The organism is Chryseobacterium sp. KCF3-3, assembly GCF_045865955.1.
Taxonomy (GTDB): domain Bacteria; phylum Bacteroidota; class Bacteroidia; order Flavobacteriales; family Weeksellaceae; genus Chryseobacterium.
In genome coordinates this window covers 1,649,220-1,662,342 of record NZ_AP035792.1, presented here as the reverse complement: position 1 = coordinate 1,662,342, position 13,123 = coordinate 1,649,220, and the positions used below count along the sequence as shown (strand labels likewise).

General features: G+C 33.2%; 13 protein-coding genes. 3 read left to right on the top strand and 10 right to left on the bottom strand.

All coding sequences use genetic code 11. The features are described from left to right. The first annotated feature begins 10 nt into the window (after positions 1-10). Both ACKTTZ_RS07415 and ACKTTZ_RS07410 read left to right on the top strand, forming a co-directional pair. Positions 11-1,090 carry an AI-2E family transporter gene (locus ACKTTZ_RS07415; protein WP_034692780.1) on the top strand — a complete coding sequence of 360 codons (1,080 nt, stop codon included), beginning with the start codon at positions 11-13 and terminating at the stop codon, positions 1,088-1,090. A 58-nt stretch (positions 1,091-1,148) separates the two neighbouring features. Next, positions 1,149-1,337 carry a DUF3820 family protein gene (locus ACKTTZ_RS07410; RefSeq protein ID WP_407849143.1) on the top strand — a complete coding sequence of 63 codons (189 nt, stop codon included), beginning with the start codon at positions 1,149-1,151 and terminating at the stop codon, positions 1,335-1,337. Between the two features lie 151 nt (positions 1,338-1,488). On the opposite strand, the gene ACKTTZ_RS07405 is transcribed toward ACKTTZ_RS07410, so the two are convergent. The 10 genes from ACKTTZ_RS07405 to ACKTTZ_RS07360 form a co-directional block, all read right to left on the bottom strand. Continuing rightward, on the bottom strand, positions 1,489-1,944 hold the full coding sequence (locus tag ACKTTZ_RS07405) for a hypothetical protein (protein ID WP_253317781.1): 456 nt from the start codon (positions 1,942-1,944) through the stop codon (positions 1,489-1,491). A 2-nt stretch (positions 1,945-1,946) separates the two neighbouring features. Next, positions 1,947-2,861 (bottom strand): hypothetical protein, encoded by a 915-nt coding sequence (locus ACKTTZ_RS07400; RefSeq protein WP_407848138.1) that lies wholly within the window; start codon positions 2,859-2,861, stop codon positions 1,947-1,949. Further along, a complete protein-coding gene (locus tag ACKTTZ_RS07395) occupies positions 2,862-3,389 on the bottom strand; it encodes an SdpA family antimicrobial peptide system protein (RefSeq protein WP_253317783.1) in 528 nt (175 codons plus the stop codon). Then, entirely contained in the window at positions 3,389-4,156 is a 768-nt protein-coding gene (locus ACKTTZ_RS07390) for a hypothetical protein (RefSeq protein ID WP_407848135.1), read from the bottom strand. The genes ACKTTZ_RS07395 and ACKTTZ_RS07390 overlap by 1 nt, the downstream gene beginning before the upstream one ends. A gap of 36 nt (positions 4,157-4,192) precedes the next feature. Continuing rightward, a complete protein-coding gene (locus ACKTTZ_RS07385) occupies positions 4,193-4,567 on the bottom strand; it encodes a DUF3887 domain-containing protein (protein ID WP_253317785.1) in 375 nt (124 codons plus the stop codon). Between the two features lie 12 nt (positions 4,568-4,579). Further along, positions 4,580-5,437, bottom strand: coding sequence for a GLPGLI family protein (locus ACKTTZ_RS07380; protein WP_407848133.1), 858 nt, complete (start codon positions 5,435-5,437; stop codon positions 4,580-4,582). Positions 5,438-5,716: 279 nt separating this feature from the next. Beyond that, positions 5,717-7,339, bottom strand: coding sequence for an IS1182 family transposase (locus ACKTTZ_RS07375; RefSeq protein ID WP_407845762.1), 1,623 nt, complete (start codon positions 7,337-7,339; stop codon positions 5,717-5,719). A 132-nt stretch (positions 7,340-7,471) separates the two neighbouring features. Next, on the bottom strand, positions 7,472-9,463 hold the full coding sequence (gene uvrB / locus ACKTTZ_RS07370) for an excinuclease ABC subunit UvrB (RefSeq protein WP_079243566.1): 1,992 nt from the start codon (positions 9,461-9,463) through the stop codon (positions 7,472-7,474). 177 nt (positions 9,464-9,640) lie between these two features. Then, a complete protein-coding gene (locus tag ACKTTZ_RS07365; RefSeq protein ID WP_407848131.1) occupies positions 9,641-11,425 on the bottom strand; it encodes a M56 family metallopeptidase in 1,785 nt (594 codons plus the stop codon). Positions 11,426-11,427: 2 nt separating this feature from the next. Next, the gene (locus ACKTTZ_RS07360) at positions 11,428-11,799 is read right to left on the bottom strand and encodes a BlaI/MecI/CopY family transcriptional regulator (RefSeq protein WP_047428710.1); all 372 of its coding nucleotides are present in this window, start codon (positions 11,797-11,799) and stop codon (positions 11,428-11,430) included. 106 nt (positions 11,800-11,905) lie between these two features. Here ACKTTZ_RS07360 and ACKTTZ_RS07355 point away from each other — a divergent pair, with 106 nt between their 5' ends. Beyond that, positions 11,906-13,123 carry a PQQ-dependent sugar dehydrogenase gene (locus ACKTTZ_RS07355; RefSeq protein ID WP_407848129.1) on the top strand — a complete coding sequence of 406 codons (1,218 nt, stop codon included), beginning with the start codon at positions 11,906-11,908 and terminating at the stop codon, positions 13,121-13,123.

Sequence of the window (13,123 nt, the reverse complement as noted above, 5' to 3'; positions counted from 1 at the left end):
TATAAAATACATGATGAATAAGGACAAACAAATAAGCAGTGTTGCGATAAAGCAGATGTCGTTGCTGGCCATCATTCTGGTATTGGCAGGATTGATCTGTTTTAATCTGGCATTGTTTATTCCCTCGGTGTTGGGAGCGATTACCATTTATGTAGTCTGCAGGAAGTATAATTTTTATTTGCAGGAAGAAAAAAAATGGAAACCGTCACTTGCGGCTTTTGCATTGATGTTTGCTAGTCTTATTGTTCTTATTCTTCCGATTTATTTTATTGCTGATCTGATTATTGATAAGCTGGGAAATGCACAGGCTTATATGGCCAAGTTCAATATCTTCCTGGATAAAATCCATTCTTATATTTTCTCGAAAACAGGATTTGATATTCTGAGCAAAGAAAATATGGCCAAGCTGAAAGATAATGTAGGAAAAGCTTCTACTTCTGCAGTCAGCGGCACATTCAATACTCTTACAGTAGTGATGTCCATGTATTTTATTCTCTATTTTATGCTGGAAAGACCAAGGCTTTTTGAAAAGATCCTTACTTCTTCAGCACCGTTGAAAAGATCCAACATTTCTTTGATAGGCGATAAAATGAGAAAACTGATCATGGCCAATGCTATCGGGATTCCGGTTGTAGCTATAGGACAGGGGATTGTTGCTCTCATCGGTTATCTGATTTTTGGGGCACCGGGAGCAGCATTGCTTTTTGCACTAACGGCTGCGGCTTCTGTGATTCCTGTAGTAGGAACAGCTATTATCTATGTTCCGGTGTGTATCTTTATGATTGCGGAAGGCAATACCGGACAAGGAATTGGTTTGGCAATCTACTGTCTTGTGGTGGTAGGGCTTACAGATAATCTGCTTCGCTTTACCCTTTTAAAGAAACTGGAAAATATTCACCCCTTGAATACTGTATTCGGAATCATCATGGGAATGAATCTGTTTGGGTTTATGGGACTTATTTTCGGGCCTATCCTTATCTCATTGACACTTCTGCTGGTTCAGGTATACAGAAATGAATTTTCGGATGAAGAAACACCTCCGGATCTTGAATTACCCGGTGAGGATGATATTAAAGAAAAATTAATTTAATTATATAAAAGTGGAAGGACTTAATCCCGAAATATTAAAAGAAATCTGTGTATTGAAAATGCCTTTTGGTAAGTATGAAGGAACGGTTCTTATTGATCTTCCGATCAGCTATCTTGAATGGTTTAATAAAAACGGAATGCCAAAGGGAAAACTGGGAATGCAGCTTTCAACAGTCTACGAAATCAAAATAAACGGGCTGATGGATCTTTTGACTCCTATCAGAGCTGCGGTAAGAAATGGATTATAAATATTAAATAGACCTATTGGTATAAAGTTTCGGCGGCATCGAAGATGCCGCCGAAATTATTTTATCATTAATCCTTTTAAGCTTTCAAAGCTGCAATTTCATCCCGCAGCTTAGCAGCTTTATATAGTTTATAATAATTTCTACCAGACAATTAAGTAGAAGATCTATATTTTAAGTATGATAAAAAGTCATTTTCATTTTTAATGCTCAATAGAACTTTTTTTCCAGAATATAGTTCAATATAAATAACTTTTTCAGAATCTAAAATATAGCCCCAACCATACTTCCTAGAATAACGTATTCCCCATCCAATGGTAGAATAGAAATCAATAAGATTGCCGATATAGGCATTTTTTATGTCTTTTTTATTTAAAATCTTATAAAAAGGAATAAATGGGAAAAAAGAATATCTTATAAAATCTAAGTCAACAATAATTTTAAGTTTTGAAAACAGCAATATTAAAATAACAATTAATGACAATATAGAAATAAAATATATTGTATTACGAGATTCATCACCTTTTAAACAAATTGTTAATACAACAATAAATTGAACAATAGACAAAAATCGAAGCAATATTGGAAATTTAAGAATTTGAGTTTTCATAATTATGTCTTTTCAGATAATAATAAAGTCTTTTTATAGCTTGAGAATACTTTTCTTATTTTTAGGATATTTTGTTTCATAGTAATTGTTGGATCAAAACAGTATAAAATCAGACATCCTGTCATTGAAATCCAAAAAGTACCTAGACCATGAATTAAAAATATAAGAAAATGAAATATGAATGCTAAAGTGAATAATACATATTTCAATTTTTGTTTTAGAAATAAACCAACAAACAGCATTATTTCTAAACCTATTACTCCCCAATTTATTAAAGTTACTGTTATGCTATTTGTAAATAATGGACCTATCAAAAATTTAATATAGTCTGGAGCACCAAAAATATTATTGTTAAACCAATAATAAACTGCTGTTCCATCAATCCATTCTGAAACTAAAAGTTTTGCAACTCCCGCATTTAGATATAACATTCCTAATTGAATTTGTATAACAACAAAGACTGAATAGGAGAAAAATATTAAGTATTTATTCTTTGGAACAATAGAATTGTTTACGGTTATCCATCCTAATTTTCTGGGATCTATGAGACATATAGGAATTAATAACAAAACAATTATTACACTAATTTGATCCCCTCCTTCAATTATAAACATTGTATAGAAAGTTGAGTATGTAGCCCACCAATGAAACAATGATAAAAATCTCGGATATATTCCAGTTATTACTAAGATCAAAATAAGTAATGTAAAATAATAGGGAATTTTCATATTTGAAAACCAAAGATAATAATTCAAAAAGGATAATTCCCTTAAATTCTCTTTAAGCTTTATAATATGAAAATCTGGAAATAGATCCTTAAATGGAGAACATATTAATGTAAGGATCAAACTCAATGCCAGAAAAGATCTCGCATACTGTAAAACATTTGATGTATATATTTTTGAAAAATCAGGCATTTATTTTAAATTAATTTTAACAAATGAATATGGTGTAAATTTTTCTTGATTTCTACTTGCCCAAGCCCAAGGAATTGGTTTTCTCACAATAAACAAATAAAATCCATTTTTAAAATAGTTATTACTTTTCTTTAATTTAACTTCAATAGCTTTATCATACAAATGTTTAGCGTAATTACTCCCAACATCTTCAGTCCATAATTTAGTTGGTATATCTGAAACAATAATTGATGCTTCAAACCCTTGAACTCTAGATTTTCTTGAAAAACCATATAAATTCTCTTTAGATGAATTAGATAAAGGAAGATAAACTAAACGATTATTTTCAATTTTATATGCTTCTAGAAGCGATTCTCTTGGATTACGTGTGAAAAAGCTCCATCCTTCTGGAAATAAAGTATTTAACTCCATTTTCAATTTCTCGCTCAAAACAACTTGTGTTTTGAGCGATGAAATGAAAATAATTGTTATAATGAATATCCAAAAAGTAATGATGATTTTTTTATAGATAGAAAAATTGTCTTTCATTATCCTCTAAAATAACTATCTAATTGCCCTACTAAGATATCCTTACTTAATTGTTTCGAAGGTTCCAAACTTGACATTTCCATCGTTTCTGATAGAGGATCCCAATATGCCATTTTTGTAACTACACTATATGTAGCCACGGCAATTGATACTGCAGCTGCGATTGCGTAAAATACACAAAAAGCACCAGCCAATGTACATAATTGAGTAATATTTTCTTTTACAGCGTAATCGTTTAATATATCTTTTAATGTTTGAGAATCTTTTGAATTACTAAGATCTAAATTTATAATTTGACTTTTCAATGTATCGTTATTCTTTATTGCACTGCTAAATGTAAATAGTCCTGAATATTTATCTGATGCTAATCCAGATTGCTCAACAAGTATCACAGATTCTTTAAGATATTTGTCTATTTCATATAAGTTCCCTGAATACATAGCTTTTTGTAAATTTCCAAGAAAATGGGGATACTTAACCTTAATGAAATTAACTGATTCTGAGCTCATTTCTTTTAAATTTTGTAAGGTTTGCTTTGAGTTGCTAGAATTTTCTATTTGTATTTTAATATTTTTTAAAGATTCGACTTTATCTGAAATGTCATTTTGAAGGAAAAATAATCCCTTAAAGATTTCTTCACCACTTTTTTGATTTACTTTAACTTGTTCCTCTATTATTTTATTCCTATTTGCATTAACATAAATAAAATTGAGGAGAAGTAAAAAGATAAACACTGGGTTTTGTACAAATTTTCTGATTTTTTTCATAATAGTGTTTTATAATTGTTAAACTTATATTGATGTTTATTTTAATTTCTTATCTGTGAATGATTTATGAGGAACGTAGTAAAACCCTGCTATTTTACTGGAGTTATTAAACGTAATCATCATATCAATTTTAGTTTTGTCAAATTCGCAATAATAGTAGTACGTATTATCCTCATTATTAATTTCTAGAATTGTTTTAAAATTACCAAATTGAGTTTCTACATTTGTAAGAGTTTTTTTTAACTGATTTAAGTCAAATTTGTTAGTTATGGAAGGGTCTAAATAGGAATAGGATTTTTCGATCTTGTCAGTATTGTATAGGCCTTCAACAAAATCTTTTCCCATTTCTTTTTTGTTTTGAGCAATAGAAAAAATGGGAAATAGTAATAGAATCAATATTGTTTTCATCATAATATATATTATTTATTTTATTTCAATAGGGTTATCATTTGATTTAAAAAAATCAAGGACTCTCTTTTCTTGTTGGCTCAATAATTCTCCAACTGTTATGTTGCTTCCTGGCATTTTGCTGGATCTCATTTCTGCTGTTATTTTTGATCTTGCTTCCGAAAATGGGTCATTTTTAAAAGAATTATAAGCTTTGAGAAACTTGTCTCGAGAGATTATATTAACATCATTAAAACCAGATATTCTTTCTGTAAAACTTAGTTCTGAAAAGTTTGTTATTTTTTTTATTCCAGAAAGTACCCATGAATAGTTACCTTTTGTATCTTCGATTTTTACAATTAATCCAGGTAATCCATGGAACTTATACGGTCCGTCTGAATATTGAATTTCATTTGTAAACCAAGCTACCCATTTTCTTCCCCCGAAATCAAGCGTAGCTTTCTGGGCAGAAAATCCTAGAATCTTATCTGTTTCTTTCTCAATTTTCCAATTCTGTGGTGTAGAATCGATATATCCAAAATATTTTTGAGAAATACCATCTACGAATATTGTTTTCATATCTGGATATTCTTTCTTAATCTTAAAAGTAAAAGACGGCCATTTTATAGATTTCCCAATATCATAAAAGATTCCTGATTTATGCATTTTTTCAGCAGCTTGTATTAATATAGAATCTTGTGCAACTAAGTTATAGTCTTTATAAATAGATTCTTTTTCTGAAATATCTAGGATTCCAATTGCCTTTTGGATTTTAGACGAATCTTTTTTAGGTTTAAACGACAGTTCGTAAAAGAAACGGGTTGCATTACTTTGGGCATGGCTATAGAAAATAGCAAATAACAAGAAGTATAATTGTACTGCTTTTTTCATCATTTTGTTGTTTTTATAATTTCAAATGTAATGATTTTTCTTATATTATTTTATTTTTTTGTGATATTCATAATTTTATATTTTTTAATATATTTTATGTTTAATAAAAATAATAACTCCTAATATGGTAGTTCATTTTTTGTTTATGATGAGTTTTTTATATGATTTTTTATATTTTTTAGAAATCAGTAAGAAACGGATTGTAAAATAAACATAACTTCAATATAAAGAGGCTGTCCAAAAAGGTCAGCCTCTTTTTTTTTGTTTTGAGACTGCGTATAGTTATGCAGCAATTTTATACTTTTGGATTTTCATATACTTATGGAAAAGATGCATATGTTGTTTGCATTTAAGTGTATTTAGCCAATTTTTACGGTTAAGTTTTCTGTTTTTCACTAATTTTCTAAGATTATGTGCCAATGCCATTAATCCAAATTCAATATTTACTTTTTCAAGTCCTTTTAGAGTAAATCTTGAAAATTTATTATTGCTTTTTAATTGCCCGAATACAGCTTCTACTTCTATAGGCCGTTTACTTCTGTGGTAATGCCCTTTTTCAGATATCAGCCTTTGTCTGGCTTTCATTCTGTGATGGTTCAGATTATAATTCACTTCGATTAATCGATTATCCTGGCTTTGATGGCAGCTTTCTCTAAGAGGACAACCCTGACATCTGAAAGCCTGATAATAATGTACCTGAGATTCATATCCGTTACTGCTGATTCTTTTGCCTTTACCGATAAAGTTCATTTGCTGTCCGCAGGGACATACATAGAAGTTATTTTCCTCATTATAATATAAGTTCTGTACAGCAAACGCATTGTTCTTCTCACTGCGCTTCTGTTCTTTATGAAAATTATTATATTTTACATAGCCCTCTATAGCTTTTTCTGCCATCATTTCGTAATTCTCTTCACTTCCATATCCGGCATCTGCTACTACCTCTTTACTTTGTTTGTGATACTGATTTTCAAAGCTGTTAAGATGATCCTTCAATGTAGTGGTATCTCCAGGAGTCTGATGAATGCTGTAATGGGTGATAAACTGGTTTTCAGTACTGATCTGTGCATTATAGGCTGGCTTAAGCTGCCCATTTTTCATATGGTCGTCTTTGAGCCGCATGAAGCAGGCGTCGGGATCTGTCTTACTATAACTGTTGCGGCCTGAGAGTATTTTTAATTGATCTTCATACTTCTGTAATCTGGGCAGGTCCTGATGCTGAAGCTTTTTAATGAGCTTCTTACCGGTTTTATTGTCCTGTGCCACAGAGTGATTAAGTTCTGCTATTTTATCCTGAAGCTCTCTGCTGTCAATAGATTTTGGAAGGGTCTTTTCATGGGATTCATAACGCTCTTCTTTGATTTGGGATTCAATATCTTCAAGTACGGAATGAATTTGAGCTTCCAGTTTTAATTTATTCTTTTCTACAGATTTTTTCCATACAAAGCTGTATCGGTTGGCAGATGATTCTATTTTTGTACCATCTATATATTGAACATTTAAACTTACGTAACCTAAATTCTGCAAAACAACGGTAACATCTGCAAAAAGACGGTGAATATGGTTTTTAAGCCGTTTGCTCCTAAAGTAATTGATGGTTCTGTAATCAGGCTTACTGTTGCCGGAAAGCCACATGAAATGAATATTTTCTCCAAGTGCCTTTTCTATTTTACGGCATGAATAAATATTGTTGAAATAGGCATAGAATAAAACTTTGATCATCATCCGGGGGTGAAAACTTGTCGTTCCACCGCCTTTATATTCACTTATAATATGATCGATATTCAAGTTATCCACTAATTCATTGATAAGACGTACCGGATCATTAGCACCTATCTTATCAAAAATATCTTCAGGAAATAAGCTGGGAGTATTGGTGGGTAAAGATTTAAACCGTACTTTCATATCAATGTTTGTTTGGGTGCACCTTAAAGATAAATCTTAAAGGACAAACAACAAAAAAATCCCCGAAACTTTTTAAGTAACGGGGATATTTTTTTGGACTTTTTAGACAGCCTCTATTTTATAATCAATTTTTTAAGCTTTCAAAGCTGCGATTTCATCCCGCAGCTTAGCAGCTTTAATAAAGTCAAGGTTTTTCGCAGCAGATTCCATTTCTTTCTGTTTCTGAGCAATCATTTTCTCAATATCTTCACTGGCATAAGTTGCTTTTGTTTCCGCAACTTTCTGGAGAATCTCTTTTTGGGTGTATTTTTCATCAGGGAAGTCTTTGCTTCTTCCCACAAGATTTTCAGAAATCTTTTTATTTAAAGCTGTTGGCTTCAGACCATGCTCATCATTGTACTGCATTTGTTTAGCACGACGGTATTCGGTTTCATCCAGAGTGGCCTGCATGGATTTTGTAATTTTATCAGCGTACATGATCGCTTTTCCGTTCACGTTTCTTGCGGCACGTCCCACAGTTTGTATCATTGATCTTCTGCTTCTCAACATTCCTTCTTTATCAGCATCCAGAATGGCAACTAATGAAACTTCAGGTAAATCCAAACCTTCTCTCAATAAATTAACCCCAATCAATACATCAAAAAGTCCTAAACGAAGATCCTGCATAATCTGAATACGTTCCAGTGTTTCAACATCCGAGTGAATATATCTTGTTCTGATTCCGAATTTGGTGAAGTATTTCGTAAGTTCTTCTGCCATTTTCTTTGTTAGAGTAGTTACCAGAACCCTTTCATCAGCATCAGATCTTTTCTGGATTTCTTCCATCAGATCATCAATCTGGTTTAATGAAGGCCTTACTTCAATAATCGGGTCAAGAAGTCCGGTAGGACGGATGATTTGTTCAATATAAGCACCTCCGGTTTTCTCCAGCTCATAATCTGCTGGCGTTGCAGAAACATAAATAACCTGATTCTGAATGGCTTCAAATTCCTCAAACTTTAAAGGTCTGTTGTCCATCGCTGCCGGAAGTCTGAAACCATATTCCACCAACGCTTCTTTTCTGCTTCGGTCTCCTCCGTACATAGCATGAACTTGCGGAACAGTAACGTGGCTTTCGTCAATGACCATTAAAAAATCTTTAGGGAAATAATCAATCAAACAGAATGGTCTTGTTCCCGGAAGGCGGCCATCCAGATACCGTGAGTAGTTCTCAATTCCTGAGCAATAGCCCAGTTCTTTAATCATTTCAAGATCCAGTTCCGTTCTTTCCTGAAGTCGTTTTGCTTCTAATGGCTTTCCGACTGAGCTAAAGAAATCAACCTGTTTTACCATATCATCCTGAATGTCTTTAATCGCTCCATTTAAAGTCTCCTTCGACGTTACGAATAGATTGGCGGGGTAAATCTGTATCTGATCAAAATTATCCTCTACATTTCCAGTAACAGGATCAAAACTTTGAATTTTTTCAATTTCATCTCCAAAAAACTGAATTCTGATTGCATTATCAGTGTAGGCAGGGAAAACATCAATCACATCTCCTTTTACACGAAACGTTCCTCTTTGAAACTCATTGAGGGTTCTGGCATACAATGCATTAACTAATGAATGGAGAAGAGCTGTTCTAGTCACCTTTTCACCAATCGCTATAGAAATTAATGATTTATGAAATTCCGTAGGGTTTCCGATACCATAAATACATGAAACAGAAGCCACGATCAAAACGTCTCTCCTTCCTGAAAGAAGACTGGCAGTTGCAGAAAGACGCAACTTTTCGACTTCTTCATTGATGCTCAGGTCTTTTTCAATATAAGTTCCTGTTGTGGCAATATAGGCCTCTGGCTGATAGTAGTCATAGTAGCTGACAAAGTATTCCACGGCATTCTCCGGGAAAAATTCTTTAAATTCCATAAAGAGCTGTGCAGCAAGAGTCTTATTGTGTGCTAATACTAAAGTGGGACGTTGTACCTTTTGTATCACATTTGCGACAGTAAAGGTTTTTCCGGAACCTGTTACCCCTAAAAGCGTTTGATATTTCTCCCCGATCTCTATTCCTTCGGTAAGTTTTTCAATAGCTTGAGGTTGGTCCCCGGTAGGTTTATATTCTGATTGAAGCTTAAAATCCATAGAAAAGAATGTATACAACAAAAATACGAAAGAAATTATTAGACCGTATAATGTTTTGAAGGTGAATATTTTGATAATAAAATTTTAACTTATCACCCTTGTAGTTGTTATTTTTTGAAGATGTCTGAATGAAAACAATTGAAAAATAAAAAGCGCTAATCATTAGCGCTTTTGTTCTTATGGTCGTGTAAACGTCATCGTTGCCGGAACTTTTAATATTGAAGCAATGGCTTTCCCTTCTTTCATTGCGGGTATCCATACTGTTTCATTGCTGATTTCAGTGACAGTTTTCAGAAGTTCCCGGTTAAGAATTTCGTTTTCTCCTGAAGTGGTTACCTGAGTTGTTTTTCCTGCCTCATTAATATGAATAAAAGCGGTAGACGTTATAGGACCTTTGTAGTCTCCTAAATTACTCACATCCACATTCCTGCTTATTTTGATTTTTAAGTCTTTAGGTCCTCCGGGATATTGAGCTGGAATTTCATTTGTATTTTGTTGGGTGTTGACGGCTGTATTTGTGTTTTTATCTTTATTGTTTTCACTTGTGCTATACACCCTCGGAATTATTGTATCTGAAACTTTTTTTAATCCTTGTCTTTTAAAACCCATTATAACAGATGATTTTCCTTCTTCTTTGGTCTTTTCAAAATAAGAATGAGTCATTAAGCTAACCTGATAAGGTTGTGGATTTTTTGCTGTTCTGGCATTTTGAGAAACTTTGCTGATATAAATATTTGAAAAATCATCTTTATTGTAATTTTTCAAATCGCTGTTTTCTATTTTTTTTGAATCAATCCAGACTGCATAGCTTTTTTTGTCTGAAAATGAATTCAGTTCGTTTTCTGTTGGAATTCTTTTTTTCAGCTCAGGGATAGAAAAGAACGTAATCTTCTGCTCATTTTTCTGATTTTTATTAAGCAGTGGATACAGTTCACCAAGCCTTTTTCTATCACTTTCAGTAACCTTCTTTGAAAACTCGGGATAATTTTCCTGTTTCAGAAGATCTGCATACTTTGCTAATATGTCTTTGAATTCCTGATAAGGATCCTGACCAGCCATTTGGGCAGGGATCTCTGCTATTCTTTCAGAAACAAGAATATGAGAAGAATTACCCGCATATGTTCTTTCAGAAAATAATGCTGCTGCGGAAATTAAAACGGAGATTCCTGCTGTTTTCTTTAGCAGACTGAATTTTGATTTTTTTGTTTTCATCATAATAAATCTTTTTTTGGTGTTATTAAAATTAAATGAATGGGTCAAAGGAGGATTTTGGTGGCTGAGAATTTCTTCAAGAATAAGACGCTGATATTCTTTCATGTCATAATTACTTTTTATAACCGCCTCGTCAGCCAAAAATTCGTGATTGGTTATAACTGCTTTCTTATACAGGAAAAGAACAGGATTGAACCAGGTGAAAATCTTTAAAATATCCAGAAACAATAGATCGACACTGTGTTTCTGTTCAATATGAGTCTTTTCGTGAAGAAAAACCCTCGGATCTATTGTATGATTATTCATATAGCTTTCTCCCATATAAATGGTATTCCAAAAACTAAAAGGAGAAAGGTTTTCTTTTGTTAATATAACATTGTGATGCTGATACTTATGCTTTTCTCCTGAGATTCTTTTTATAGCAATAAGGGAAAAAAGGCTTTTTAACAACAGAAAAAGTGAGATCACAATATAAATTCCCCAAAACATATTTTCCCAGTTAAAACTTTCCTGTTGTTGCGGGATAATAACCAGTTGCTGTGCCGTTTCTTCCATGATCAGTTGAGGAGTTGTTGCAGTGTTTCGGCTTGGTAAGGTAATCGTCACAAACGGAATTATATTGGATAACAATAATGAGCTTAGCAGATACAACCGGTTGAATCTATGCATTCTTTCTTTTTCCAGAAACAAATAATAAACAGCAATGAAAATAGAAGAACACAGAATTATTTTCAGAATAATAGCGATCATATTTATTCTTTTATCTGTTCGTCAATAATATCACGAAGTTCTTTCAGTTCCTTTTGGCTAAGTTTTGCGTTGGAAGTAAAAAATGATGCAAACTGGGTCACAGAGCTGTTGAAAAAACGGTCAATCATGGAAGTCATTTCTTCCTTGAAATATTCCCCCTTCTCTACCTTTGGATAGTATTCGCGGGAATTTCCATAGAGTTTATAGCCTATAAGTTCTTTGTTCTGCATTCTTTTAAGCAAGGTCGCAATAGTAGTTGCTGCAGGCTTTGGCTCCGGATAGGCTTCCAGAATATCCTTCATGAAAACAGTTTTCTTTTCCCAAAGAATTTCCATAAGGACTTTTTCAGAATCGGTTAGTTTGATCTCTTTCATTCTACAAGTTTGTAATTTGTTCTACAAATGTAGAATAAAAATTAATATATGCAAACTTTATTGGCATTATTTTTCCATTCGATGTATGAAACCTAATCATAATAATATGAAAATCAATCAATTTTACATTCCTGTAGTAAGCCTTTTTCTTTTTTTATCTTCATGCAAAGAGAATCATGCGAATGCTCAAAAGACAGGAAATGACGGAAGTGTGGAAACAGATAATCCTAATTCCGACTATAAGCCGGCATTTAAAGGGCAGACCAGAATTAAAGCTGTAAAGACAACAACAGCCTATAATGTTGAAATATTGAATAAAGATTTAGGAAGACCTTGGGGGATTATTAATTTGCCTGACGGAAAATTTCTCATCACAGATAAGAAAGGGTATATGAATGTTGTTTCAACAGATGGTAAACAGGTTTCAAAAATTGAAGGTTTTCCAAAAGTAGATTCAAAAGGACAGGGTGGAATGTTGGATGTTGCTCTTGATCCTGATTTTAAAACCAGCAATATTATTTACTTCAGCTTCTCGGAGCCATTTGGAAAAGGAAATTTAACATCGGTAGCAAAAGGGAAACTTTCTGCAGATCTTAAAAATATTTCAGAAGTAAAAGTGATTTTCCGTGCTGAACCTTCTTATGACGGAGATAAGCACTACGGAAGCCGTCTGGCTTTTGATAAAGATGGAAATTTATTTGTCAGTACAGGAGAAAGATCAGACAAAGTTACCCGTGTATATGCGCAGAAAACAGATAATTATCTCGGAAAAATTTTAAAGATTACCAAAGATGGTAAACCTGCACCAGGAAATCCTTTTATTGGAAAATCCGGTTATAAGCCTGAAATATATGCTTATGGAATCCGAAATCCGCAGGGAATGGCTATAGATCCCAACGGAAATTTGTGGGATGTGGAAATGGGACCACGAGGTGGTGATGAAATCAATCTGATCCAGCCGGGAAAAAATTACGGCTGGGGAGATGTAACCTATGGTATTGAATATTCAGGAGATAAAGTAGGGCAGGGAATCACCCAAAAAGAAGGGACCGAGCAACCTGTCTATTATTGGGATCCTGTGATTTCACCAAGTGGAATTACTTTCTATACAGGAAATATTGAAGAATGGAAAGGTAATCTTATTATTGGATGTCTAAGCGGCGAACACATTAACCGAATTGTCATGAAAGATAATAGAGTAGTAGGAGAAGAGCGTCTTCTCGCGGATCAGAAAGAACGCTTCCGTGATGTATTGAACGGAATGGATGGAAATCTGTATGCAGTAACAGATAGCGGTAAGCTTTATAAAATTTCAAAAAAATAG

What these genes read in the sequence shown, in the direction of transcription:
- ACKTTZ_RS07415 (WP_034692780.1), top strand. Translation starts at nt 11, where the DNA reads ATGATGAATAAGGACAAACAAATAAGCAGTGTTGCGATAAAGCAGATG.
- ACKTTZ_RS07410 (WP_407849143.1), top strand. Translation starts at nt 1,149, where the DNA reads ATGCCTTTTGGTAAGTATGAAGGAACGGTTCTTATTGATCTTCCGATC.
- ACKTTZ_RS07405 (WP_253317781.1), bottom strand. Translation starts at nt 1,944, where the DNA reads ATGAAAACTCAAATTCTTAAATTTCCAATATTGCTTCGATTTTTGTCT.
- ACKTTZ_RS07400 (WP_407848138.1), bottom strand. Translation starts at nt 2,861, where the DNA reads ATGCCTGATTTTTCAAAAATATATACATCAAATGTTTTACAGTATGCG.
- ACKTTZ_RS07395 (WP_253317783.1), bottom strand. Translation starts at nt 3,389, where the DNA reads ATGAAAGACAATTTTTCTATCTATAAAAAAATCATCATTACTTTTTGG.
- ACKTTZ_RS07390 (WP_407848135.1), bottom strand. Translation starts at nt 4,156, where the DNA reads ATGAAAAAAATCAGAAAATTTGTACAAAACCCAGTGTTTATCTTTTTA.
- ACKTTZ_RS07385 (WP_253317785.1), bottom strand. Translation starts at nt 4,567, where the DNA reads ATGATGAAAACAATATTGATTCTATTACTATTTCCCATTTTTTCTATT.
- ACKTTZ_RS07380 (WP_407848133.1), bottom strand. Translation starts at nt 5,437, where the DNA reads ATGATGAAAAAAGCAGTACAATTATACTTCTTGTTATTTGCTATTTTC.
- ACKTTZ_RS07375 (WP_407845762.1), bottom strand. Translation starts at nt 7,339, where the DNA reads ATGAAAGTACGGTTTAAATCTTTACCCACCAATACTCCCAGCTTATTT.
- uvrB (WP_079243566.1), bottom strand. Translation starts at nt 9,463, where the DNA reads ATGGATTTTAAGCTTCAATCAGAATATAAACCTACCGGGGACCAACCT.
- ACKTTZ_RS07365 (WP_407848131.1), bottom strand. Translation starts at nt 11,425, where the DNA reads ATGATCGCTATTATTCTGAAAATAATTCTGTGTTCTTCTATTTTCATT.
- ACKTTZ_RS07360 (WP_047428710.1), bottom strand. Translation starts at nt 11,799, where the DNA reads ATGAAAGAGATCAAACTAACCGATTCTGAAAAAGTCCTTATGGAAATT.
- ACKTTZ_RS07355 (WP_407848129.1), top strand. Translation starts at nt 11,906, where the DNA reads ATGAAAATCAATCAATTTTACATTCCTGTAGTAAGCCTTTTTCTTTTT.